This window comes from Silanimonas sp. (assembly GCF_027530345.1).
In the GTDB taxonomy this organism is placed as follows: domain Bacteria; phylum Pseudomonadota; class Gammaproteobacteria; order Xanthomonadales; family Xanthomonadaceae; genus Silanimonas.
This window is the reverse complement of sequence record NZ_JAPZQK010000008.1, coordinates 27221-51603: the sequence shown is the minus strand read 5'-3', so window position 1 is coordinate 51603 and position 24383 is coordinate 27221. Positions and strand designations below refer to the sequence as shown.

22 protein-coding genes are annotated in these 24383 nt (G+C 71.2%); 2 read left to right on the top strand and 20 right to left on the bottom strand.

The window, feature by feature from the left end:
- Positions 1-2: 2 nt before the first annotated feature.
- A complete protein-coding gene (locus O9255_RS04840) occupies positions 3-530 on the bottom strand; it encodes an RcnB family protein (RefSeq protein WP_297865715.1) in 528 nt (175 codons plus the stop codon).
- Positions 531-737: 207 nt separating this feature from the next.
- On the opposite strand from O9255_RS04840, the gene ettA reads away from it, so the two are divergent.
- Together ettA and pyrF are read left to right on the top strand one after the other, a co-directional pair.
- On the top strand, positions 738-2399 hold the full coding sequence (gene ettA, locus O9255_RS04835) for an energy-dependent translational throttle protein EttA (RefSeq protein ID WP_297865714.1): 1662 nt from the start codon (positions 738-740) through the stop codon (positions 2397-2399).
- Between the two features lie 4 nt (positions 2400-2403).
- Positions 2404-3249 (top strand): orotidine-5'-phosphate decarboxylase, encoded by an 846-nt coding sequence (pyrF, locus tag O9255_RS04830; protein ID WP_297865713.1) that lies wholly within the window; start codon positions 2404-2406, stop codon positions 3247-3249.
- On the opposite strand, the gene O9255_RS04825 is transcribed toward pyrF, so the two are convergent.
- From O9255_RS04825 to xerD, 19 genes are all read right to left on the bottom strand, one after another.
- The gene (locus O9255_RS04825; RefSeq protein WP_297865712.1) at positions 3240-4106 is read right to left on the bottom strand and encodes a glycosyltransferase family 2 protein; all 867 of its coding nucleotides are present in this window, start codon (positions 4104-4106) and stop codon (positions 3240-3242) included. The two genes, pyrF and O9255_RS04825, sit on opposite strands and share 10 nt — an antisense overlap.
- Positions 4103-4951, bottom strand: coding sequence for a class I SAM-dependent methyltransferase (locus tag O9255_RS04820; protein WP_297865711.1), 849 nt, complete (start codon positions 4949-4951; stop codon positions 4103-4105). The genes O9255_RS04825 and O9255_RS04820 overlap by 4 nt, the downstream gene beginning before the upstream one ends.
- Positions 4948-5814 carry a glycosyltransferase gene (locus O9255_RS04815; RefSeq protein WP_297865710.1) on the bottom strand — a complete coding sequence of 289 codons (867 nt, stop codon included), beginning with the start codon at positions 5812-5814 and terminating at the stop codon, positions 4948-4950. The genes O9255_RS04820 and O9255_RS04815 overlap by 4 nt, the downstream gene beginning before the upstream one ends.
- A complete protein-coding gene (locus O9255_RS04810) occupies positions 5811-7010 on the bottom strand; it encodes an ABC transporter ATP-binding protein (RefSeq protein WP_297865709.1) in 1200 nt (399 codons plus the stop codon). The genes O9255_RS04815 and O9255_RS04810 overlap by 4 nt, the downstream gene beginning before the upstream one ends.
- A complete protein-coding gene (locus O9255_RS04805) occupies positions 7007-7780 on the bottom strand; it encodes an ABC transporter permease (protein WP_297865708.1) in 774 nt (257 codons plus the stop codon). The genes O9255_RS04810 and O9255_RS04805 overlap by 4 nt, the downstream gene beginning before the upstream one ends.
- 6 nt (positions 7781-7786) lie before the next feature.
- Positions 7787-9961 (bottom strand): type II secretion system secretin GspD, encoded by a 2175-nt coding sequence (gene gspD, locus O9255_RS04800; protein ID WP_297865707.1) that lies wholly within the window; start codon positions 9959-9961, stop codon positions 7787-7789.
- Complete coding sequence (locus tag O9255_RS04795; protein WP_297865706.1) at positions 9958-10707, bottom strand: hypothetical protein; 750 nt, start codon at positions 10705-10707, stop codon at positions 9958-9960. Before O9255_RS04795 ends, gspD begins: the two co-directional genes overlap by 4 nt.
- The gene (gene gspM, locus O9255_RS04790; protein ID WP_297865705.1) at positions 10700-11311 is read right to left on the bottom strand and encodes a type II secretion system protein GspM; all 612 of its coding nucleotides are present in this window, start codon (positions 11309-11311) and stop codon (positions 10700-10702) included. Before gspM ends, O9255_RS04795 begins: the two co-directional genes overlap by 8 nt.
- Positions 11295-12428, bottom strand: a complete 1134-nt coding sequence (locus tag O9255_RS04785) for a PilN domain-containing protein (RefSeq protein WP_297865704.1) — start codon at positions 12426-12428, stop codon at positions 11295-11297. Before O9255_RS04785 ends, gspM begins: the two co-directional genes overlap by 17 nt.
- Entirely contained in the window at positions 12428-13339 is a 912-nt protein-coding gene (locus O9255_RS04780; RefSeq protein ID WP_297865703.1) for a type II secretion system protein GspK, read from the bottom strand. Before O9255_RS04780 ends, O9255_RS04785 begins: the two co-directional genes overlap by 1 nt.
- Positions 13336-14004 (bottom strand): prepilin-type N-terminal cleavage/methylation domain-containing protein, encoded by a 669-nt coding sequence (locus O9255_RS04775; protein WP_297865702.1) that lies wholly within the window; start codon positions 14002-14004, stop codon positions 13336-13338. Before O9255_RS04775 ends, O9255_RS04780 begins: the two co-directional genes overlap by 4 nt.
- Positions 14001-14489: a prepilin-type N-terminal cleavage/methylation domain-containing protein gene (locus O9255_RS04770; protein WP_297865701.1), complete on the bottom strand. Its 489-nt coding sequence runs from the start codon at positions 14487-14489 to the stop codon at positions 14001-14003. The genes O9255_RS04775 and O9255_RS04770 overlap by 4 nt, the downstream gene beginning before the upstream one ends.
- Positions 14486-15016: a GspH/FimT family pseudopilin gene (locus O9255_RS04765; protein WP_297865700.1), complete on the bottom strand. Its 531-nt coding sequence runs from the start codon at positions 15014-15016 to the stop codon at positions 14486-14488. Before O9255_RS04765 ends, O9255_RS04770 begins: the two co-directional genes overlap by 4 nt.
- Before the next feature lie 38 nt (positions 15017-15054).
- Positions 15055-15480 (bottom strand): type II secretion system major pseudopilin GspG, encoded by a 426-nt coding sequence (gspG, locus tag O9255_RS04760; RefSeq protein ID WP_297865699.1) that lies wholly within the window; start codon positions 15478-15480, stop codon positions 15055-15057.
- The gene (locus tag O9255_RS04755) at positions 15480-16703 is read right to left on the bottom strand and encodes a type II secretion system F family protein (RefSeq protein WP_297865698.1); all 1224 of its coding nucleotides are present in this window, start codon (positions 16701-16703) and stop codon (positions 15480-15482) included. Before O9255_RS04755 ends, gspG begins: the two co-directional genes overlap by 1 nt.
- 4 nt (positions 16704-16707) lie before the next feature.
- On the bottom strand, positions 16708-18435 hold the full coding sequence (gspE, locus tag O9255_RS04750; RefSeq protein ID WP_297865697.1) for a type II secretion system ATPase GspE: 1728 nt from the start codon (positions 18433-18435) through the stop codon (positions 16708-16710).
- A 59-nt stretch (positions 18436-18494) separates the two neighbouring features.
- Positions 18495-22346 (bottom strand): phosphoribosylformylglycinamidine synthase, encoded by a 3852-nt coding sequence (gene purL / locus O9255_RS04745; RefSeq protein WP_297865696.1) that lies wholly within the window; start codon positions 22344-22346, stop codon positions 18495-18497.
- A gap of 113 nt (positions 22347-22459) precedes the next feature.
- Positions 22460-23260 carry a DsbC family protein gene (locus tag O9255_RS04740; RefSeq protein WP_297865695.1) on the bottom strand — a complete coding sequence of 267 codons (801 nt, stop codon included), beginning with the start codon at positions 23258-23260 and terminating at the stop codon, positions 22460-22462.
- Between the two features lie 113 nt (positions 23261-23373).
- Entirely contained in the window at positions 23374-24336 is a 963-nt protein-coding gene (gene xerD / locus O9255_RS04735) for a site-specific tyrosine recombinase XerD (protein WP_297865878.1), read from the bottom strand.
- Positions 24337-24383 lie beyond the last annotated feature (47 nt).

Sequence of the window (24383 nt, the reverse complement as noted above, 5' to 3'; positions counted from 1 at the left end):
TCTCAATGGCCGAAGACCACGTCCGCGATGATGCCGCTGGCGATCGCCACCAGCAGCCAGTCGCCACGGTCGTCGCGACGCCAGTGGTGGCCGCGGGGCGGGTGGCGGAGGCCGTAGCGGTCGTAGTCGACGACCACGTAGGTCGGCGCCCAGCCGTAATCGTGGATGCGATGTCCGCGGGCCCAGCGCGGCGGGCCGTAATGGCGCGGCGGCGGGCCGTAGCCGTAGGCCGGCACCGGGTAGACCTCACGGTAGACCACCCGGCCTCGATGGTCGCGGCGCCAGTCGCGGGGGTCGTCATGGCGCTCCCAACGGCGCTCCCAGCGGCGATCCGAGCGGCGCTCCCAGCGACGGTCGTCGCGGCGGCCGTCCCGGTAACCCTGCCGGTAGTCGCGATCATCCCAGTCGCGATGCTCGTAACGGTGGTCGTACCCGCGGTCACGGCGCCCGGCGTCGGCCGGGGAGGACGCGAGCATCGCGGCGCCCAGCAGGATGGCGGCGGCCAGTCGGGGGAAGGTGGCGAGAGTCATGCGGAGCCTCCGTGGGGTGCATCGAGGGGGTGCGCATCGAGCATCGGCGGCGGCGGCTGAATCGATTCTTGCCAGCCGCCTGAACGGCCAGCGGCGTTCAGCGCGCGGCCGGGGCCCGACGGGCCTCCGGTATACTCGCGCCGTCCCCGTATGCCCCCTCCCGCCGCCGGCGCCGCCGCGGCCGGGCGCGTCTGAATGGAGTGAGACATGCAGTACATCTACACCATGAACGGTGTTTCGAAGACCGTTCCGCCGAAGCGCCAGATCATCAAGGACATCTCGCTGTCCTTCTTCCCCGGCGCGAAGATCGGCCTGCTCGGCCTGAACGGTGCCGGCAAGTCGACGGTGCTGCGCATCATGGCCGGCGTCGATAAGGATTTCGTGGGCGAAGCGCGCCCGCAGCCCGGCATCAAGGTCGGTTACCTCGAGCAGGAGCCGCGCCTCAATCCGGAGCACACCGTGCGCGAAGCCGTCGAGGAAGGCCTCGGCGAGATCTTCAGCGCGCAGGCTCAGCTGGACGCCGTCTACGCGGCCTACGCCGAAGAGAACGCTGACTTCGACAAGCTCGCCGCAGAACAGGCGCGGCTCGAGGCCATCCTCGCCGCCGGCGACGCCCACCAGGTGGAGCAGCAGCTGGAAGTGGCCGCCGACGCCCTGCGCCTGCCGCCGTGGGATGCCATCGTCGGCAAGCTCTCCGGTGGTGAGAAGCGCCGCGTCGCGCTCTGCCGCCTGCTGCTGCAGAAGCCCGACATGCTGCTGCTCGACGAACCCACCAACCACCTCGACGCCGAATCGGTGGAGTGGCTGGAGCAGTTCCTCGCCCGCTATGCGGGCACCGTGGTGGCCGTCACCCACGACCGCTACTTCCTCGACAACGCCGCCGAGTGGATCCTCGAACTCGACCGCGGCCGCGGCATCCCGTGGAAGGGCAACTACACGCAGTGGCTCGAGCAGAAGGACGAGCGCCTGAAGCAGGAAGAGAACTCCGAGAAGGCGCGCCAGAAGGCGATCCAGAAGGAACTCGAGTGGTCGCGGCAGAACGCCAAGGGCGGCCGCACCAAGGGCAAGGCGCGCCTCGCCCGCCTCGAGGAGCTGCAGTCGGTCGACTACCAGCGCCGCAACGAGACCAACGAGATCTTCATCCCGCCGGGCGAGCGCCTCGGCCAGAACGTCATCGAGTTCAAGAACGTCACCAAGGCCTACGGTGACCGCGTGCTGATCGACGACCTGAGCTTCATCATCCCGAACGGCGCGATCGTCGGGATCATCGGCCCGAACGGCGCCGGCAAGTCGACGCTGTTCCGCATGATCACCGGGCAGGAAAAGCCGGACAGCGGCACGATCACCATGGGCTCGACGGTCAAGCTGGCCTACGTCGACCAGAGCCGCGACAAGCTGGAGGGCAACCACAACGTCTTCCAGGAAGTGTCGGGCGGCGCCGACATCCTCAACATCAACGGTGTCGAGATCCAGTCGCGCGCCTACATCGGCCGCTTCAACTTCAAGGGCCAGGACCAGCAGAAGATGGTCGGCTCGCTCTCGGGTGGTGAACGCGGCCGACTGCACCTCGCCAAGACCCTGCTGCAGGGCGGCAACGTGCTGCTGCTCGACGAACCGTCCAACGACCTCGACATCGAAACGCTTCGCGCGCTGGAAGACGCCGTGCTGGAGTTCCCGGGCTGCGCGATGGTCATTTCGCACGACCGCTGGTTCCTCGACCGCATCGCGACGCACATCATCGCTTTCGAAGGCGATTCGCACGTCGAGTTCTTCATGGGCAACTACCGCGAGTACGAGGAAGACAAGAAGCGTCGCCTCGGTGCCGACGGCGCCGCCCCGAAGCGCATCCGCTTCAAGGCGCTGAAGTAAGCCCATGGCCGCCGCGGCGACCGGCTTCAACGCGACGCTGGCGGCCCGCTGGGCCGCCTCGGGCTCCCTGCTCTGCGTCGGCATCGACCCGGAGCCGGGGCGCTACCCCTCGACGCTGGTCGACGATCCGGACCGCGTCTTCACCTTCGGCAAGGCGATCATCGACGCCACGGCGGAGTACGCCTGCGCCTTCAAGCCGCAGATCGCCCACTTCGCGGCGCAGGGTGCCGAGGACGCGCTGGAACGGCTCATCGCCTACGTGCATGCGGCGCACCCCGGCATCCCGGTGATCCTCGACGCCAAGCGCGGCGACATCGGCAGCACCGCGCTGAACTACGCCCGCGAGGCCTTCGACCGCTTCCGCGCTGACGCCGTGACGGCGAACCCCTACCTCGGCAGCGATTCGCTGGCGCCCTACCTCGAGCGCGCCGACAAGGGCGTGGTGGTGCTGTGCCGCACCTCGAACCCGGGGGCGGCCGACCTGCAGGATCTGCCGGTGGCCGGCGCCGATGGCAGCGTGCGCCCGCTCTACCAGCGCGTTGCCGAGAAGGCCGCGCGCGACTGGAACGCGAACGGCAACCTCTCGCTGGTCGTGGGCGCCACGTGGCCCGAACAGCTTGGCGAAGTGCGTGCGATTGTCGGTCCGTCCATCCCGCTTCTCGTGCCGGGCATCGGCGCACAGGGTGGCGATGTCGAAGCGGTGCTGAAACACGGCCTCAACGCCGACCGCACCGGCCTGATCATCAGCAGCTCGCGCGCCATCCTTTACGCCAGCAGCGACGCGGATTTCGCCGAAGCCGCGGCCCGCGTGGCGCGCGACACGCGCGACGCGATCAACCGCTACCGCTGAGCGAGACGAAGCGCAGCCACCGGCCACGCCAAGAACAGCAGCCGCGCCGCAAGCGCCGCCAGCACCAGCGGCGCCAGCAGGGCCGTCGCGCCGCGGGCTTCGAAGCGCCACCAGTAGCGCCACAGCCCGCGATGCTTGTGCCATTCGACGAAGAACGGCCGGGCACGGCTCGATACGCCACGGTGGTGCAGCACCGGCACGTCGTTGGCCACCGCCACGACGAAGCCGGCAGCGCGCAGGCGCCGGCAGAAATCGAGGTCCTCGACGTGCAGACGGTAGCCCGCATCCCAGCCGCCGACGGCATCGAACGCCGCGCGTGGAACAAGCATCAGCGCGCCCGAGCAGGTGTCGACCGGCTGCACGACGAGCATGTCGTCCGGTTCGACGTCGAGCGCACCGCGCCGGCCCGCGGCGAGCAGCATCCGCGAAAGCGAGAGATCGCGACGGCGCGCGGCCGGGTCCTGCTGCCCCGCGGAATCGCGCAAATCGGCCCCCAGCAGACCGAGCCGCGGCATTGCCGACGCGTGCGCAAGCAGCCGGGCCAGCGCGCCGGGTGGGAGTTCCAGGTCGGGATTCACGAACAGCAGCCATGGCGACGGTTCGCCGCGCGCCACGGCACAGGCGCCCGCATTGCAGCCGGCCGCGAAACCGGGATTGTCGGGCTGGCGGATCAGGACGATGCGGGGATCGCCGGCGGCCATCGCCTCGACGCGACGCACCGTATCGTCACGGGAGCCGTTGTCGACCACGCGCACGCTCGCGAGCTCCGGCTGCAGGAGCAGCGCACGCAGGCTGGCGTCGATGGTGGAGGCGCTGTCGTAGCTGACGACGACAGCGTCGACGGCATTCGGGTTCAAGGGCCGTCCGGCAGTCCAGCCGCGCGCAACCGCTCGCGCAAGGTATGGGCGTAGCGATCGGTGAGCATCAGCTCGCGGATGACCTGCTGGTAGTGCGCGAACACGCTCTGCTGCGCATCGGCGAAGCAGGACAGCGCGGGCAGGCCGGCGAGGGCCTCGCCGCGCTTGGCGCACACGGCCACGTGGTACATCGGCAGCGCACGCATGCCGCCGAACACGTCATCGCCGTCCTGCGTGTAGGTGGTGATCGCCCCGGTGCCGCCGTCGAGACGCCACAGCATCGAATGCGTGACCACGCGCTGGCCATACAGACGGTGGCGGGCGAAGTGCCGCGACAGCAGGGCTTCGAACTCCTCGCGGTACAGCTCGCGGACGTGGTGCGGATTCTGCTGGCCGGCGAGGTCGGTGTAGGTGTGCTTGTCCGGCGTGGAGATCACCAGCAGGCCTTCAGGCTTCAACACGCGCTTGAAGGCCGCGAGCAAGGCGTCGTGCTCGTCCACGTGTTCCAAGGTCTCGAAGCTGACGACGAGGTCGAGGCTGGCATCGGCGATGCCCTCGAGGCGCAGCACGTCGCCCTGCTCGAAACGCAAGCGCGGCCCGCCGTAACGCGACTGCGCGTGCGCGACCGCCTCGGGCGAGAGGTCGACGCCGACCACCGACGTCGCCGTACGCGCCAGCAGCGCGGCACCGTAGCCCTCGCCACTGGCGGCATCGAGCACGTGGCGACCACGCGCCAGCTCCATCGCGAAGGCGTAGCGATGCCAGTGCTCGTAGGCCATCTCGCGCGGCACCTCGGGGTGGTAGCGCTCCCCAGTAAAGGCCAGCGGCGGCGGTGCGTCGCTCATCGGAACAGGTCCCCCTGCGGGCTCTCGGCCGCCAGCATAGCGAGGGCGCCGGAAAGCCGCTCGCGGTCGCCCCGCAGCGGGTCGTCGAGGATGAAGCGGGCGATCCGCTCGTTGTAACCCGGCCAGCGGGCGTTGAGCCGGCGCAGGTTCTCGCCCCCCGGGGCGAGGCCGGTCGCCGCGAACGAGGCGTGGCCGCGATGCACCACGTAGGCGTCGTCGCAAAGCGCGTGCCGCCAGCCGTGGCCCTCGGCGCGCAGGCACCAGTCGTTCTCCTCGCCGTAGCCCTTGCCGAAGGTCTCGGCGTCGAAGCCGCCGACGGCCATCAGGGCCGCACGGCGCAGGTACATGCAGAAACCGACGGCCGTGGGCAGCGTGGGGTAACGCGGCGTGAGCCGCGCCGCCGCGCGGGCGAGGGGCTCGGGGTCGTCCGGCAGCGGGTTCGGGGAAACGAAATTCGGGTACGAGACGATTTCGCCGTTATTGCTCCACGGCGTCAGGCTGGCGAGGCGGGGGTCGGCGGCGGCGCCCGCCGCCAGGCGCAGCAGCCAGTCGCCCGCCGGCTCGGTGTCGGAGTTCAGCAACACCACGTCGGCCTCGCCGGTCTCCGCGAAGGCGGCGTTGCAGTTGCCGGGGAAGCCGAGGTTCCGTTCGCGGCGCACCGACGTCACGTCGAGTCGTCTGCGTCGCACCCAGTCGGCGATCAGCGCCGGCACGCGCGGGTCGGTGGAGGCGTCGTCCGCCACGTGCACGCGCGCGCCAGCCGGCAGCGTGCGGTCCAGCGCGGCGAGGCAGGCGTCCAGCTCGTCGAGCGCGTTGAACACCGGCACGACCACAACCGGCAGCGCGGCGGCTTTCGGGTTCATGGCGCCTCCCAGCGGTGTGGCAGGCGCAGCAGGCCGAACTCGCGGCTCGCGCCGCCCACGCTGAAGGTGCGCTCCACCGTGTCGAACACGCGCAGGGCCTCGGGGTCCATCGCGTGCGCGCGGAGGCGGTAGTCGCCGGGCTGCAGGCGCACGTCCTCGAGCACCAGCTGTGCGCCCACCTGCCCTTCCGCGCCGATCGGCCAGGCCGCCACGCCGTCGATCTCGGTGCCGGTGCCGAAGATCGCCGTGCCGTCGATGCGCGACAGCCCGACCAGCAGGTGCGGACGTTCGCCGTGCCGGCTGCTGGCGCGCAGCGCGATGCGGATCGTGCCGCCTTGGGTTGATTCCATGCCGTGCATCGCGACCTCCATGGCGTCGATACGGAAATCGCCGCCGGCCGCGGTGGCCGCGCGATCCACGGCCTCGCGCTGCTCCAGCCACGCCTGGTAGCGCTGCGTCACATCGAAGGCGTCGCCTTGGGCCTCGATGCGGCCGTCCTTCAGCCAGATCGCGTGCCGGCAAAGCTTCTGCACGTGGTAGGTGCTGTGCGAGACCAGCAGCAGGGTGCCGCCCTCGGCGAGGTACTGGTCGATCCAGCGGATGCACTTCTTCTGGAAGCGCTCGTCGCCGACGGCCAGCACCTCGTCGGTGATCAGCAGGTCGGGCCGCGTCGCCGCGATCACCGCGAAGCCGAGCCGTACCACCATGCCGCTGCTGTAGTGCTTCACCGGCTCGTCGAAATAGCGTCCGATCTCGGCGAAGGCTTCGATCTCGGGCAGCTTGGCCGCCAGCGCATCGCCCGCCAGACCATGGATGGCCGCGGCCATGCGCACGTTGTCGCGGCCGCTGTACTCGGGATGGAAGCCGGCGCCCAGCTCCAGCAACGCACCGATGCGGGCTTCACTGACGACCCGGCCGGTACTCGGCGTCAGCGTGCCGGTGATCAACTTCAGCAAGGTCGATTTGCCCGCGCCGTTCTCGCCGACGATGCCGAGCGACTCGCCACGATGGATCGCGAGGTCGATCCCCGACAGCACCTCGACCTCGCGCAAAGGCGCACGACCGAGCAGCAGGCGCCCGAGTGCACTGAGACGATCACCGCTGGCGCCGACGACGGGATAGCGCTTCGACAGGCCTTCCACGCGCACCAATGGTGCATCGCGCGTCACCGGCGGCGTCGATGCCGAGGCGCTCACAGGAAATCCTCGATATGGCGGCCAGCGCGTCGCTGCAAGCCGAGCGAGAGCCCGAGCAGCACGACGGCCACGCACGCCGACACACCCAAGGCCGCCCAAGGCAGCACGCCTTCGCCGGAGAGCCCGTGGCGGATCGCTTCGAGCGGCGCGACCAGCGGGTTCCAGCCGAGCGCCTCGGCGGTCGCGGCCGGCAGCTGCGAGCGCTCGTAGAGCACCGGCGCGAGGAAGAACCCGAGGCCGGTGAGCTGCCCGACCAGCGCCGCGAGGTCGCGGACGAACACCTGCAGCAGCGCGGCGATGCGCGCCAGCGCGAGCGCGATCACCGCCAGCACGGCCACGCCGCCGAGCGCGGCCAGCGCGCCGACCGCATCGAAGCGCAGGCCGAAAGCCACCAAGACGCCGAGCACCAGCACCAGCCCGGCGCCGTCGACGATCACGCTGCCCAGCACGCGCGCATGCACGTAAAGCGACGGCGGCAGCGGCACGCGGGCGATGAGCCCCGCGTTGTCGAGGTAGGCGGTGACGCCGCGGTTCACCGCGTTCGCGAACAGCAGCCACGGGAACAGGCCGAGAGCGAGGAACATCGGGTACGGCAACGCGCCCGACGAGGCGCGGGCCGGCAGCAGGGTGCCGAACACGAAGGCCAGCACGGCCAGCTGCGCCAAGGGCAGCAGGCCGAGCCACGCGACGCCGAGGACGCTGCCCTGGTAGCGCTCGCGCCACTCGCGGGCGAGCAGTTCGCGCAGCACCGGGCCCGAGGCGAGCCGCATCGCGGATCAGCCGCCCGGCGGCGGTTCGGCAGCCGGGGGGTTCGCCACCGGCGTGGCGGGGGCCGCACCCGGCGCGCGCAGCGGCGCCATGCCCTGGAAGCGCTCGAGGTAGTCGTCGGTGAGCGTGCGCGTCTGCTGCGGCGTGCGCACCACGCGCGGCGTGATCAGCAGCACGACTTCGCTGCGCAACTGCGAGCGACCCTGCGTGCCGAACAGGCCGCCAACGACCGGCAGCTTGGCGAGGCCCGGAACGCCCGAGCTGCCCGTGTTGTCCGACTGCCGGATGAGGCCGGCCAGCATCACCGTCTCGCCATCGCGCACGAGAGCTTCCGTCGTCACCGTGCTGGTGTTCACGTCGGGATTGCCACCGCCGTCCGGTCGATCCGTCGGCGAGCTGATCTCCTGCTCGATCTCGAGGAAGACCATGCCATCGCCGCCGATGCGCGGCTTCACCTTCAGGCTGGTGCCGGTTTGCAGGTACTGCACGCTGCTGATGGTGTTGTTGCCCGGCGTGGTGCCCGTACCCGGGTTGAAGCTGGTGCTGGTGACCGCGAGGTTCTGGCCAACGTTGAGCGCGGCCTCGGCGTTGTTGCGCACGAACAGCGAGGGCGTCGACAGCACGCGCACGTCGGATTCGCGCTCCAGCAGGTTCACTACGGCCACCGCATCGCTGGACGTGAAGGTAGCGCCGAGCGACGCGATGCCGTCCGCATCCTGCGCCACGGAACCTCCCACGAAGCCGAGGCTGCTGCGGCCGGGCCGCAGCCCACCCGCGAGGCTGGCAGGAATCGCATTCTCGAAGTACCAGTTCACGCCGTAGCTGAGGTTGCCCTGCAGCGTCACCTCCAGCACCTGCGCCTCGATGTGCACCTGCGACGGCATCACATCAAGCCGCTCGATGGCGCGGCGGATCGACTCCCACTGCGCCGGGCTGGCGCGCACCATCAGCGCGTTGCTCTCTTCGATGGCGCTGATGCCGATGCCCGACTCGCCGCTGCCGGTGCTGAGGCCGGCCCCACCGCCACCCGCGGGCTGCGGCTGCGAGATCTGCCCGGCCTCGCGCGAAACGGCCCCCAGCTCCACCGGCGTCAGGCCCGGCGAAATCGACGCCGAACCCGAACCGCCGCTGCTGCTCACGCTGGCATCGAACACCGTGCCCAGCTGCGAGGCGAGGTCGCCCGCCTTCATGTACTTCACTTCGTAGACGAACAGCCGCGCGCCCTCGCCGGCCATGTCGAGCTTCTCGATCCACTCGCGCGCGTTCTGCAGGTACTGGCGCTGCGGCGTGATGACGATGATCGAGTTGCTGCCCTCCACGGGCAGGAATCGGAACATGCCGGCCAGCGGCGTGCCGCTTTCCGCACCGAACACGCGCTCCAGCGCAGTGACGATCTTCTCGGGCTCGGCGCTCTGGATCGGGAACACGCCGACCGACATGCCCTTCAGCCAATCGACGTCGAAGATGCGCACGGTGCGCAGGTAGTTCTCGAGCTCGCTGCGGCTGCCGGAGAGCACGATCAGGTTGCGCGCGGCGTCGGCCTGCACCACGGCGCCCTGGCGCACGTAGGGCTTCAGCAGCTTCTCCATCTCGGTGGCCGAGACGTACTGCAGCGGCACGGCGCGCAGCTCGAAGCCGCGCGCGTTCGCGGCGCTGCCGGTGCGCGGCGAGAGATTGCCGGCCACGGCCTGGTCGGCCGGCAGGATGGCGTAGCGGCCGTTGCTCCACACGAGGCGGGCGTTGTTCCAGCCCAGCACCATTTCGAGCAGCGAGAGGGCCTGCGCCGGGCTCACCGGGCGCGGCGTGGCCAGCGTCACCGTGCCCTGCACCGTCGGCGCGATCACGTAGTTCTGCTGCAGCAGGTCGCCCAGCACCGCCTTCACCACGGCATGCAGCGATTCGCCTTCGAAATTGAAGGTGGCCTCGCCGCCCTCCGGCAGCTGCGGTGGCGCCTGCGCGGCGAGCGACTCGTTGATGACGATGCCGCTGCCCGGGGTCATGTCGGGCTCGCCCGCGGAGGACGGGCCGCCGATGGCTTCACCGTCGGCATTGCGCGCGATGGTCGGCAGCGTGGCCGGGTCGGGGTTGCGCGCGATGTCGGGCACCGGCGTGGTGGCGCAGCCGGCCAGGGCCGTCATCACGGCGGCGGCGAGCAGGAGGCGCGGGGTGGTCATGGTGTTCATTGCTCGGCAACGGGGGCGTTGTTGTTCTTGGCCTGCTGTTCGGCCAATTGGGCGCGGCGCGCTTCGATGCGGGCGCGGATGGCGTCGATCTGCGCCTGGTCGGCGGCACTGCGCTGCGATTCGGCCTCGGCCTGCGATGCCTGCTGAACGAGGCTGGGCGGGTTCGACGCGCCGGGCTGGCCCGCGGCCGCCGGAGCGCCGGGGCTGTCCGGCTTGTCCTCGACGATGGCGGCCACGGGCGTCGGCGCGGCGCCGCCTTGCCCGTCGAAAACGCGCAGGTCGAGCACACGCTGGCCTTCGGGGCCCTCGAGCACGGCGCGGCGCGGTTCCAGCGTCGACAGGCGCCAGCTGGTGCCGGGCACGGTGTCGCCGAGGCGCACGCGCTTGCTCACCTGGCCGTTCTCCTCGCTGAAGATGGCCATGCGCAACGTGTCGGTGATCAGCACCGAGGTGAGCACGCCGTTGAACGGCGCCTGCTGCTCGGTGTTGGCGATGGCCACCGGCGCGGGGCGGCGGTCCGGATTGAACAGCGGCCGATCGCCCACCGCGAGGTAGTCGGTGGCGGCGCCGAGGCGCGGCGCGTTCTCGCTGAAGCGCAGCTCGGGGATGGGCGGGCCGAGCGCCGGGTCGCCGGGATGCGGACCGACGCGCCCGCCGAGCCCGGCGAAAGCAAGCAGCAGCAGGCCGACGCACCAGGCGGCCACGGCGCCGGACAACCACGTGGCGGGACGCAGGGCCTCAAGCATTCGGGTCGCCCTCCTGCACCGGCGCGGTCGGGCGCAGGTAGCCGTAAAGGTCGAACACCGCGTCCACGCGGCTGTCGGTGGCACCCTGCCCCGCGCCGAAGTACGCGGCCATGCTGTTGAAGGCGAGATTGTCGATGAACAGCTGCGGGCTGCCGCTTTCCAGCCCGTGCAGCAACGCGCCGAGCATCGCCGCGTCGCAGCGCAGGCGCACCTGCATCGTCACGCGCGGGTAGGGGTCGCTGCTCTGCGCTTCGAGCGGCGTGCGGGACGTGATCTCGCAAGCCAGCGGGTTCGGCGCCACGCGGCGCACTTCGGATTCCAGCCGCTGCACCAGCGCCGCGGCGGCGAGGTCCTTGTTCGGCTCGGCGAGGAAGCCGGGGTTCGCTGCTTCCGCCGCGCGCACCTCGGCCAGGCGCGCCTGCAGTTGCGGGATCTGCTCGCCTTCCATGCGCAGGCCGAGTTCCTCGTCGCGCACGTCGGCGATCTGGTCGCCCAGCGCCAGCATGGGCGCCGTCCACCACCAGTGCACGAGCAGGCCATAGCCCAGCACCGCGACGATGCCGAGCCAGAGCAGCGGGCGGAAGCGCTCAAGGCTGCGGCGCATCGCGACCTCCCGGCACGAGTTCGGCGACGACGGTGAAGCCGTCGCGGCCGGTGCTGCGGTCCTGCTGCACGGCGCCGGCCAGCGCCGGGCCCTTCAGGTAGGGCGAGCCCTGCAGCGTGGCGACGATGCTGCCGGCGGAGCGCGCCGCCCCGCTGATCGTCACGCGGTCCTGCTCCACGGAGAAGCGCTGCAGGTAGACATCGTCGGGCAGGCGGCGCGTCAGGTCGTCGAGCACCTCCAGCATCGTGGGGCGCTTCTGCCGCTGCTCGGCGAGGAAGTTCGCGGCGCTCGCCGCCCCGTCCAGTTGCAGGCGCAGGGCGCGGGCTTCGCGGGCCGTCTCGAAGGCTGCGTCACGCTGCGCTTCGAGCGCCGCCAGCGCGCGCTCGCGGTTGCCGAGCGTGACGAACCCGGTGGCCAGCAGGGCGAGTGCCGCGACCGCGATCACCGAAATGCGTACCCGGGCATCGCGGTCGGTGCGCTGCACGCGCTGCGCAAGTGGAAGCACATTGCGACGGCGTCCGGCGCGGTGCGCGGCGTCATCGATGTCCACCCCGGAGAGGCGCGCCGCCAGCGGGCCGAGGGCCGCCAGCGCGGCGTCCAGCGTGGCCTTCGGCACGACCACCAGCTCGGCACGCAGCTGCCCTTCGGCAGGATGGCGCGACAGCACCTGCGCGGCGTGCACGACCTGGTCGGCGCTGAAGGGCGTCTGGCGATCGATCTCGTGGCGCAGCACGCCCTCGAGCTGCGGCTCGGCGGCCAGCGGGAGCGACAGCGTGCGCACGAGCGCCTGCGAGGCCGGCAGGGCGAGCCAGAGTTCGCCGTCCACGCCGCGGCGATCGAGGCTGGCGGCGATCAGCGCCGCGCCTTCGCCGTCGGCCAACGGCACCGCGGGCAGGGCCACGCGCTCGCGGCCGGCCTCTTCGGTGGGGTGGAGGGCATCGCCCTCCCAACGCAGCCACAGGCGGCGCACCGGTGGGAACCACAGTCGGGCCAGCGAGGGCGGGAGAAGGTCGAGCAGGTCCTCCCACCAGCGCGACAAGGCGGCCGGCACGGGGCTGGCCGCCCAGCGCAGGCGCAAGGTGTCCCACGGGAGATTGGCAGCGGGGGGTGTGGCCATCAGTCCTGTTGTCCGTAGCGCCAGACCAGCGGCGTGTAGACCTGACCGAGAAAGCCCCCGGCGCCGACCCGGACGGTGGCTTCGAGTTCGGCCCTGGGCCCGTCAGTACGCGCGGCGCGGCTGGAAACACTATACGTGCCGGTGCCGCCGGCAGCGAGAACTATGCCGCCCGGCAAGGCCGGCGGCGGCAGGCCCGGCTGCACCAGGGCACGGGCCGCAAGGATCTGCTCGATCACGGGCGGGGCCAAGCCCAGCGCGACCAGCACGGGGCGGTCGGCGAACGCGAGGTTCGGCTGCGCGAGGCCGGTGTACACCGTCAGGTAGGGCCGCACGCGCCGGTACAGCGCATGGCGCATGCCCAGCACGCGCTGGACGTCCGACACCTGGGCGAAGGGCCGATTGGCGGGTCCGTAGGGCAGGCCCGCACTGCGGTAGTCGCGCTCCTCGCCGCCGCCCGCCGCGCTCACCAGCCCATCGGCATCCCGCCAGTCGACGATGGCGCCAGCCAGCCGGGTGGCCTCTTCGCTCGCCACGCCGGTGGCTTCGAACAAGCGCTGCAACAGCAGCACGTCGGCGACATTGAGGTCGACCTTGCCGCTTTCGTCGGTGACGGCCACGGTCACCGTGATGCCGTTGCCGAAGTCGAAGGTGGATTCGCGGCCGTCGGGCACCGGGCGTCGGCGCGCATCGACCGCCAGCAGGCGCGCGGCGACGGCCTCGATGCCGGCTTCCGCCGCGTGGTCGAGCTCGGTGCGCTGGCGCACGGCCGAGGCCTGCACGGCCTCCGCATGCGAGTTCAGCGCGAACAATCCGACGATCGCCGCCAGCAGCACCAGCAGCCACATCACCACGATCAGCGCGACGCCGCGCTGGTGACGGACGGCGCCGCGGACCAAGGGACGCCGGCTCATTGCTGGCTCTCCCCGCCGGTGTCGCGACGCGCGGCTTCGGGCACCGCGCCGGTCGCGCCCGACAGGCTGTAGCGCAGCGGCACCACGAGGTCGGGAAAGCGCAAGCGCGGCTCGGCGAAGCGCGCGGTGAAGCGCACCTGGCTGGGCAACTGGCCGAGGCGCGTCCACTCCGAAGCCCAAGCCTCGGGTCGACCGTCCGGGCCGAAAGCCCGGGCACTGAAGCGCGCCTCGGCGAGGCCGTCGATCAGCACCTCCGCTGGCCGCTCAGCCTTCAGCGGGCCTTCGGCCGTCATCAGGCGATGCTCGAACAGCAGTGCCGTCCCGCGCGTGCCGCGCTGCAGGCGCAGCACCTGCAGGTAGGGACCGCCGCGACCGAGATAGCCCGGCATCTCGCCGATGAACTCGATGCGATCGGACGACAGGCGAAGCAGGCGGATCTCCTCGAACCCGGCCGCAGGATCGATCGGCTGCGGCAGCGCGGCGGCGACCTGCCGGCGCACGAAGCCATGCACGGTGCGCACGCGATCGCTGTGCGCGGCCACGCGCTCGGCCGAGGTGGACGCGCGCACGCTGCCCTGCACGATGCCGAAGGCGAGCGCGAGGCCGGTGGCCAGCAGCGCCACCGCCACCAGCATTTCCAGCAACGAGAAGCCGCGCGCCCTCACAGGTCCTCCGGCAGCGGGTAGAGCGCGCGCAGCGTCGAGGTGCGGAAGGTCTGCTTCGGTCCACCCTCGCCCCACTGCAGCGTGAGATCGAGGCGGTACAGCACGGGCTCGCCGGCATCGACGATGCCATCCGCGCCCGGCCCCAGCGTCGCCTCGCCCGGTGCCGGCAAGAGCGCCGGCAGGGGGTCTTCCACGCGCTGCACTTCGAGGGCCCAGCGGTAGCGGCCGTCGTCGATTTGGCCATTGCGGCCGCCCGGCCGCAGGCGTTCCATGCGCCCGAAGTTGTCCATCAGGCTGCGTGCATGCAGGGCCGCTTCGCCGTGGCGCTCGGCATCGGCAACGTCGCGCAGGCCGTTCGAGAGGATCGAAAGCAGCAGCACCGAGGCACCCGCCAGCAGGGCGAAGGCCAGCAGCACTTCGAGCAGCGTGAAGCCGCGCTGGCGCGCGACCGCCACGCGACCCGAAGGTGGCGCAAGCGGGCTCATCGCCCGCCCTCGCCGCGCTCGACGCGCACCGCGCCGGTCAGCCAGTTCACATCCACGCGCCACGCGGCATCCCCGCGACGGACGACGACACGGCCGCCGGTGCTGCTGCCGTCGGCGAAGAAACGGATCGCGGCGATGCCCGGGCCCGGCTGCTCCTCGCGCGCGACGGTGGCGCCCAGGGCCAAGGCGTCGTCGAGTTCGCCTTGGCGGCGCGCGCCGCCGCCGGAAGCGCCGGGCTTCGTGCCCGGTATCGGAGCGAACGCCTCCACGAACTCATCGCTGGCACCGCTGCGCCAGGTGCGCGCCTGCGTGTCGATGACGAAGCTCTGGTCGATGCCGGTGGCCACGGCGCGCGCGCGGGTGGCGCGCATCTCGGCGGCGAGGCGATGCGTGGCGTCGCGCAGCTGCTGGCCCGGCAGCGCGCCGACCAGCGCACCGGCGAACAGCGCGAAGGCCGTCGCCATCAGCGCCATCACCACCAGCGCTTCGATCAGCGTGAAGCCGGCCGCTCGCGTCGCGTGCTTCATCCGTAGGCCTTCATCGGATCACGCGACGTCCGCCCGCCTCAGGGCTTGACGATGTCGGCGGCGGTGCTCTCACCGCCGGGCTTGCCATCGCTGCCGAGGCTCACCAGCTCGAACTCGCCGTTCGCGCCGGGCGTGCGGATCTGAACCGGGCGGCGCCAGGCGTCCTGCAGGTCTTCAGCCTTGCGCACGTAGGGGCCGAGCCAGCCGCTGGCGCCGGGGTTGGTCACCAGCGCGTCCAGCGAGGACGGGATCTGTCCGGTGTCCATCCGGTACTGCTCGACCTTGGCCGCCAGCGATTCCAGCTGCGTCTCGGTCAGGCGCACGTTGGCCTGGTCCTTGCCGCCGAAGATCTGGCTGGCCGCGAAGGCCATGATCGCGGCGATGATGCCGACGACGATCAGGATCTCCATCAGGCTGAAGCCCGACTGCGAACGGACGGCGAAGCCGGGGGACGTCTTGCGCATCACAACACTCCTGCGGAACTCGTGAGTTGGTAGATCGGGACCAGCACGGCCATGATCACGACGCCGACCAGCAGCGCCATCAGCACGGTGATGAAGGGCACCAGCGCGGCCAAGGCCCGCTGGATGGCGCGCTGGGTTTCCGCGTCAAAGGTGTCGGCCACCTTCAGCAGCATCGCGCCCAGTTCGCCGGATTCCTCGCCCACCTGCACCATCTGGACCGCGAGGCGGGGAAAGAGTTTCGTCCGCGACAGTGCAAAGGCCAGCCCCTGCCCGGTCTTCACCTCGTCCGTGGCGCGCTCCAACGCGGCGCCGAGGGCGCGGTTGTCCATCACCTGCCGGGCGATCCCAAGGCCGTTCAGCAAGGGCACGCCGTTGCCCAGCAGGGTGCCCAGCGTGCGGGCGAAGCGCGCCGTCTCGTAGCGCGCGAGCAGCTCGCCGATGCGCGGGCGGCCGAGCAGCCAGGCATCGAGCCGCGCCCGCGGCTCGGGCTGGCGGAAGTGCCGGGCACCGAGCAGCAGCGCTACGGCGCCGGCGATGAACAGGTAGAGGCCGTAGTTCCGCATCAGCATGCCGCTGCCCAGCACCAGCTGGGTGTACCAGGGCAGCGTGACGTCGGTGCTGGCCAGCAGGTCGTTGAACTGCGGCACCACCACGCCGAGCAGCAGCGCGCAGACCGCCAGCACCATCACGAGCAGCAGGATCGGATAGATCAGCGCCGAGATCACCTGCGCCTTCAGCGCCGCGGCGCGCTCGAGGTACTCGCCGAGGCGCAGCAGCGCGACCTGCAGGCCGCCACCGGCTTCGCCGGCACGCACGAGGTTCACGTACAGCCGCGAGAACAGCCCGTGCTGCTGTTCGAGGGCGGCCGAGAGCGGCAGGCCGCCGCGCACGGCGTCGCGAATGCGCTCGATCACGCGGCGGCTCTGCGGGTTATCCGGAAGATCCAGCAAGGTGCCCAGCGCGCGATCCAACGCCTGGCCAGCCCCCAGCAGCGTTGCCAGCTGCTGGGTGAACTGCAGCACCGCCGCCTCGTCGAGCGCCTTCTTGCGGAACAGCGCCGCCAAGCCGGCACCGGCGCCCTCCTCCAGCGAAGTGCCGACGTCGAGCGGCAGATGGCCCTGCTCCTGCAGGCGAGCGACGACGTCCTCGGCGCGCGCGGCCTCCATCGTGCCGGCGAGGGCTTCGCCGGCGGCGCTCAGGGCCTTGTAGCGGAACAGCGCCACGCGATCACGCCTCTTCCGTCACGCGCAGCACTTCCTCGATGGTCGTCTGGCCGGCGAGGGCCTTGGCGAGGCCGTCCTCGTACATCGTCCTCATCCCACGCGCCCGCGCCTCGCGCTCGATCTCGACGCTGGTCGCGTGCTGCATCACCAGCTTGCGGATGGCGTCGTCGACAACGAGGAACTCCATGATCGTCGTGCGGCCGAGGTAGCCCGTCGGGGTGAGCGCGGAAGGCTTCGGGCGGTACAGGTGAATCGTCCCCTCCGGCTGCAGGCGGCGCAGGCCGAACTTCTCGATCTCCTCGGCACTCGCTTCGTAGCGCTCGGCGTGGGTCGGCTCGAGGCGACGCACCAGGCGCTGGCCGAGGATGCCGTTGATCGTCGAGGTGAGCAGGTAGTCCTCGACGCCCATGTCGAGCAGGCGGGTGATGCCGCCGGCCGCGCTGTTGGTGTGCAGCGTGCTGAGCACGAGGTGGCCGGTCAGCGCCGACTGGATGGCGATCTTCGCCGTCTCGAGGTCGCGCATCTCGCCGATCATGATGATGTCCGGATCCTGGCGGACGATGCTGCGCAGGGCCGTGGCGAAGTCGAGGCCGATCTGCGCCTTGGCCTGGATCTGGTTGATGCCCTCGATCTGGTACTCGACCGGGTCCTCGACGGTGATGATCTTGACGTCGTCGGTATTGAGCTTCGACAGCGCGGTGTACAGCGTCGTGGTCTTGCCCGAGCCGGTGGGGCCGGTGACGAGCAGGATGCCGTGGGGCTGGTCGAGCACCTTCATGAACTGCGGAAGGAACTCGTCGGTGAAGCCGAGCTGGTGGAAGTCGAACACCACCGACTCGCGGTCCAGCAAACGCATCACCACGCTCTCGCCGTGCTGCGTCGGCACCGTGCTGACGCGCAGGTCGAGCTCCTTGCCCTGCACGCGCACCATGATGCGGCCGTCCTGCGGCAGGCGGCGCTCGGCGATGTTGAGCTTGGCCATGATCTTGATGCGCGAGATCACTGCTGCAGTCAGTGCAGCCGGCGGGCTCTCGGCATCGATCAGCACGCCGTCGATGCGGTAGCGCACCTTCAGCCGCGTTTCGAAGGGCTCGATGTGGATGTCCGACGCGCGCGTCTCGACCGCGCGCTGGATCAGCAGGTTCACGAGGCGGATCACCGGCGCCTCGGAAGCGAGGTCGCGCAGGTGCTCGACGTCGTCCTCTTCGCGCGATTCTTCGCCGACGTCCTCGACGATGCTGCCGAGCGCGCTCCGGCCCTGGCCGTAGTAGCGCTCGACGAGGTCGCTGATCTCCGAGCGCAGGCCCACGGCGAGCTTCACCGCGCGGCCGGTAGCGAGGCGCACGGCATCGGCGAGGTAGGCGTCCTGCGGGTCAGCGCAGAGGACGGTGACGCTGTGCTCGTCCTCGCCCACCGGGCAGATCGCGTGGTGCTTCAGGAACTTGATCGCCAGGGCCACGCCGGCCGGCGGAGCGTCCGGGCAGTCCTTCGCCGCCATCAGCGGCAGGCCGAGCACATCGCCGAGCGTGTCGGCCATGTCGCGCTCGGAGACCATGCCGAGCTTCACCAGCAGGCCCGGCAGTGCGCCGCCGGTTTCGGCGCGCAGGCGCTCGGCGCGGACGAGATCGGCGTCCTTCAGGCGGCCGCGGGCCACGAGGGCCGCGGCGATGCGGGCATCGAGGTCGGTGTCGAGGCCGCTGTCGGGGGGGGCGAGGGCGTCGGTATCAGGCATCGCCCAAGCGTATCAGGGGCGAGTGACCGCGTTCGAGGCCCGCGCCCCGCCCCGAGGCCTCAGGCGACGAAGGCCCGCGCGTTGCGGAACAGCCGCAGCCACGGCGAATCCTCGCCCCAACCCGCCGGCGCCCAGCTCAGCTGCACGGTGCGGAACACGCGTTCCGGGTGCGGCATCATCAGCGTGGCGCGGCCATCGCGTGAGGTGAGGCCGGCGATGCCGTCGGGCGAGCCGTTCGGGTTCGCCGGGAAGGCCTGGGTGACACGGCCCTCGCCATCCACGTAGCGCATCGCCACCGCGGCGGCGGCGCGGTGAGCGTCGTCGCTGAAGCGCGCGCGGCCCTCGCCGTGCGAAACGACGATCGGGATGCGCGAGCCGGCCATGCCCTTCAGCAGCACCGACGGCGATTCCTCGACGAGCACCTGCGCCACGCGGGCCTCGTACTGCTCGCTCAAGTTTCGGACGAAGCGCGGCCAATGCTCGGCGCCCGGCACGAGGTCCTTGAGCTGCGCCAGCATCTGGCAGCCGTTGCAGACGCCGAGACTGAAGCTGTCCGACCGTGCGAAGAACGTGGCGAACTGCTCGCGAAGCGCATCGCGGGTGAGGATCGAGGTGGCCCAGCCGCGGCCCGCACCGAGCACGTCGCCGTAGCTGAAGCCGCCGCAGGCCGCGAGGCCCTTGAAGCCGTCGAGGCGCACGCGGCCTTCGATCAGGTCGCTCATGTGCACGTCGACCGCCGTGAAGCCGGCGCGGTCGAAGGCGGCGGCCATTTCGATCTGGCCGTTGACGCCCTGCTCGCGCACGATCGCCATGCGCGGGCGCACACCCGTGTTGATGAACGGCGCGGCGATGTCGTCCTTCGGCTCGAACGTGAGCTTCGGATTCAGGCCGGCGTCGTCGAAGCGGCGGCGGGCCTCTTTCTCGTCATCGGCGCAGGCCGGATCGTCGCGGCGCTGCTGCATGGCATGGCTGGTCGCCCACCAGGCCTCGAAGAGTTCGGTCCACGACCATTCGGCCAGCGCCTTGCCTTCGTCGCTGACGCGCACGCGCGGGGCGCTGACGGGCTTGCCGACGCGCTGCGCGCATTCAGTGAGGCCGTGGCGCTCGACGAGGTCGGCGAAGGCCGCGCGGTCCTCGACCGCCACCTGCACCACCGCGCCAAGCTCCTCGGCGAACAGCGTGCGGAACGGGTCGTCGCCCCAGCCGTCGAGCGCGATATCGAGGCCCAGGTGGCCGGCGAAGGCCATCTCGCACAGCGTGGCGAAAGCACCGCCATCGCTGCGGTCGTGGTACGCGAGGAGCAGCTTGTCCTCGCGCGCCTCGCCGATCAGCGCGACGAAATCCTTGAGGCGCTGCGGGTCGTCGAGGTCGGGCGCGGTGCCGCCGAAGGCGTTGTGGCACTGCGCGAGGATCGAACCGCCGAGGCGCTTCTTGCCCGCACCGAGCCCGATCAGCCACAGCTCCGAGTCGACGCCGCGCTTCAAATCGGGCGTGAGCTGCGCGCGCACGTCCGCCACGCGGGCGAAGGCGGTGATGATCAGCGAGACCGGCGACACCGACTTCTCCGGGCTGCCATCGACGGCGTACTGCGCCTGCATCGACAGCGAGTCCTTGCCGACCGGGATCGAGAGATCCAGTTCGGGGCAGAGTTCGAGGCCCACGGCCTTCACCGCATCGAACAGCGCGGCGTCCTCGCCGGGGTGCGAGCACGCCGCCATCCAGTTGGCCGAGAGCTTCACTTCCTCCAGCACACCGATCGGCGCCGCGACCAGGTTGGTGATCGCTTCACCCACGGCCATGCGCGCGGAGGCCCTGGCATCGATCAGCGCCAGCGGCGTGCGCTCGCCCATCGCCATCGCTTCGCCGGCAAAGCCGTGGAAGTCGGTGAGGGTGATGGCGACGTCGGCCACCGGCAGCTGCCAGGGGCCGACCATCTGGTCGCGGGCGGTGAGGCCGCCGACGCTGCGGTCGCCGATGGTGATCAGGAAGCTCTTGCTCGCCACCGTCGGGTGCGCGAGCACGCGCAGGCCGGCCTCGCGCAGGTCGAGCGCGGCGGTGTCGAGCTTCTGCCAGCGGGTCGGCGCCACGTGCGCGGTGTCGCGGTGCATCTTCGGCGCCTTGCCGAACAGCACGCTCATCGGAAGATCGATGGGGCGCGAGCCGTCCGGCGCTTCCAGCACCAGCACCTCGTCGTTCGTGGCCACGCCGACCGCGGCATACAAGCAGCGCTCGCGCGCGCAGATCGCGTCGAAGTCTGCGAGGTGCTCCGGCGCGATGCCGAGCACGTAGCGCTCCTGCGACTCGTTGCACCACAGCTGCATCGGCGACAGCGACGGGTCGTCGCTCGGGATCTTCGCCATCTGGATGCGGCCGCCCAGGCCCGCGTCGTGCAGCAGTTCCGGAATGGCGTTCGACAAGCCGCCGGCGCCGACGTCGTGGAAAGCGCGGATCGGGTTACCGGCACCGAGCGCCACGCAGCGGTCGATGACCTCCTGCACGCGGCGCTCCATCTCCGGGTTGTCGCGCTGCACGGAAGCGAAATCGAGGTCTTCACTGCTCTGGCCGGAGGCGAGCGAGCTGGCGGCACCGCCGCCAAGGCCGATCAGCATCGCCGGGCCGCCGATCACGATGACGAGGTCGCCATCGCGCAGGCCCAGCTTCTTCACCTGCCCTCGGTCGATGGCGCCGAGGCCGCCGGCCAGCATGATCGGCTTGTCGTAGGCGCGGACCAGGCCGGGCGTTTCCGTCGGCAGCTCGAAGCTGCGGAAGTAGCCCGACAGCGCCGGACGGCCGAACTCGTTGTTGAAGGCCGCGGCGCCCAGCGGGCCGTCGCGCATGATCTCGAAGGCCGGGGCCATGCGCGGGTTCAGCGCGCGCGCCTGCTCCCAGGGCTGCGGCGCACCGGGGATGCGCAGGTGCGAGACGGTGAAGCCGGTCAGGCCGGCCTTGGGCTTGCCGCCGCGGCCGGTGGCGCCCTCGTCGCGGATCTCGCCGCCGGCGCCGGTGGAGGCGCCCGGGAACGGCGAGATCGCCGTCGGGTGGTTGTGGGTCTCGACCTTGATGCAGTACGCGCTGTCGGCCACCGGCTCGGCCACGTACTCGCCGCTGGCGAGATCGGGACGGAAGCGGCGGCCCGCATGGCCTTCGACCACGGCGGCGTTGTCGGCGTAGGCGGTGAGCGTGAACTGCGGCGTCGCGGCGTGCGTCGCCTTGATCATCTTGAACAGCGAGTGCGTCTGCTCCTCGCCGTCGATCGTCCAGCTGGCGTTGAAGATCTTGTGCCGGCAATGCTCGGAGTTCGCCTGCGCGAACATCATCAGCTCGGCGTCCGTCGCCGGCCGGCCCAGCTGGGTGTAGGCCTCCTGCAGGTAGGCGATCTCGTCCTCGGAGAGCGCGAGGCCGAGGCGGCCGTTGGCGGCGGGAAGATCGGCCGGCGCGATGTGCTCGACGGTGCCCTTCGGCGGCACGCGGAACAGCGCGGCGGCCTCGTCGATGGAAACGACGATCGACTGCGTCATCGGGTCGTGCAGCACGCGGGCAAGGCGCTTCGCCGTCTCCGCATCGGCGGGCCAGTTCGCGACGTCGATGCGAAGCCCGCGCTCGACGCGGGCGATGGCGTGCCCGGCACCGCGCAGGATCTCGCCGGCCTTGCTGGCCCAAGGCGACAGGGTGCCGAGACGCGGCACCACGTAGCGGCTGACCGCTCCGGTCGGCGTCGGCGTGGTGGCGATGCAGCCTTCCAGGATGGCCCCGACCGCCCCGGTGTCGACGGCGGCGCCGTCGCGGGGCTGGATCAGGTAGACGTGGTGGGTGTCCAGCACCTCGACCGCGGGATGGATCGCCTGGCACTCGGCCCGGAGGCGTTGCAGGCGGAAGGCGGACAGGGCCGGAAGGCCCTCGAGCACGATCATGGACCAGCGGTTCCGACGAGGCGGGGTGCGAATTCTAGCAAAGCCCCCGCCCTGCCCCTCCGTTCCCGGCCGCACCACCCCGTCCAAAGGAGGAGGCGTCGGCGGAACGGGCCTCAGCGCGCGGCGGTGGTGGCCTTCGCGGCGGCCTCGGCGGCCGCGTTCGCCTCGAGGGCGGCCAGCAGGCGCTGCGGCTCGAGATAGCCGCCCAGCTGGGCGCCATTGGCCGCGAAGACCGCCGGCGTGGCGTTGACCCCCACGTCCTGGCCGAGGGCGAACTCCGCCCCGACCGGGTTCTCGCAGTTACCCGGCGGCAAAGTCTTGCCGGCCTTGGCGTCGGTCATGGCCTGGCGCGGGTCCGTGGCGCACCACACCGACTCGGCCTTGGCCCAGCCCTCCGAACCTTCGCCGGCGCGCGGGAAAAACAGGTACTCCACCGCGATCCCGAGCGCGTTGTACTCGGCCACGTGCTGGTGGAACATCCGGCAATAACCGCAGTCGATGTCGGTGAACACGGTCACCGTGTACTTCGGGTCCCGCGGCGCGAACACGATGCGCTGCGCGGTCGGGATGGCCTTGAGGCCTTCGACGCGGATGTCGTCCATCGCCGATTCGGCGATGTTGCGGCGCTCCTGCATGTCGATGACCGCGCCGTCGATGATGTAGCGGCCGTCATTGCTCACGTAGAACACGCGACCCGCGACCACGGCTTCGGTGAAGCCGGCGATCGGCGCCGGGCGCAGGCGGCGGATCTCCGCACCGGGCAGCGCGCCGGCCAACGTCGCGCGCACCGCGGCCTCGCCCGCTGCCGGCGTGCTCGTCGCCGCCTGGGCCGGCGGCGCCGGCTGGGCGCAGGCCGACAGGCCGAGGCCGAGCGAAAGGGCGAGTGCGGACAGCGGGGCAAGGCGACGGCGCATGGGCGTTCCAGGAAAAGAAGGGGGGCGGCAGACGCCGCGGTGCCAATCAGACGCCGTATTGAATCACAGCACCCGGGCTCCGACCGTGAGCGCGGTGCCGAGTTCCCGCACACTCAACCGCGCGGATGGTGGGCGGCGTGCAGGCGCTTCAGGCCCTCGCGAGCGACATGGGTGTAGATCTGCGTGGTCGAGAGGCTGCTGTGGCCAAGCAGCATCTGCACCACGCGGAGGTCGGCGCCGTGGTTCAGCAGGTGGGTCGCGAAGCTGTGCCGGAGGCCGTGCGGCGTGACCTTCGCCGCGTCGATGCCGGCCAATGCGGCCAAGGCCTTCAGTCGCGCCCAGAACTGCTGGCGCGTCCACGGCTCGCCATGAGCACCGAGGAAAAGCGCCGTCGGGTTGGCGCGGCGCTCGGTCGCGCCACGCGCCAGCGCGGGCCGGGCCTCGGCGAGGTAGCGCTCCAGCCAGTGCTGCGCTTCGGCCCCGATCGGCACCAGCCGCTCCTTGCCGCCCTTGCCGCGCACGCGCAACACGCCCTGGCGGAGGTTCACGGCCAAGGTGGGCAGGTCCACCAGCTCGGAGACACGCAAGCCGGTGGCATACAGCAGCTCGAGGAGGGTGCGCTCCGCCAGCCCGGCCGGCGTGCCGAGGTCCGGGGCCTGCAAGAGGGCCTCGACCTGCGATTCCGCGAGCGCCTTGGGCAGCGACCGCGGCAAGGCCGGCAGTTCGAGCAAGGCCGTCGGATCGGCCGGGACGCGTTGGTGGCGCAGGGCATCGGCAAAGAACGCGCGGAGCGCGGCCATCAGGCGTGCCGTGCTGCGCGCGGCGTAACCGGCGCCCGCCCGCATTTCCAGCAGGGCGAACAGATCGGCGCGCGCCGCGGCGCGCAGGCCGCCACGCCCCCGCGAGGCCAGCCAGCGCGCGGCCAGCACGAGGTCGCCGCGGTAAGCCGCCTGGGTGGCGCGCGCACTGCCGGTTTCCGCCCAGTGGCGGCGCAGGAAGGCCTCGATGTCGGCGGCGTCCTCGGCCGGGAGTTCGGGCCAGTCCGCGCCGAGGACCCGGCGTTCGGCGGTGGTCATTGGCCGGCGCGGCGCGCGCAGGGCCACGGAGGCGTCGCTCATGACGG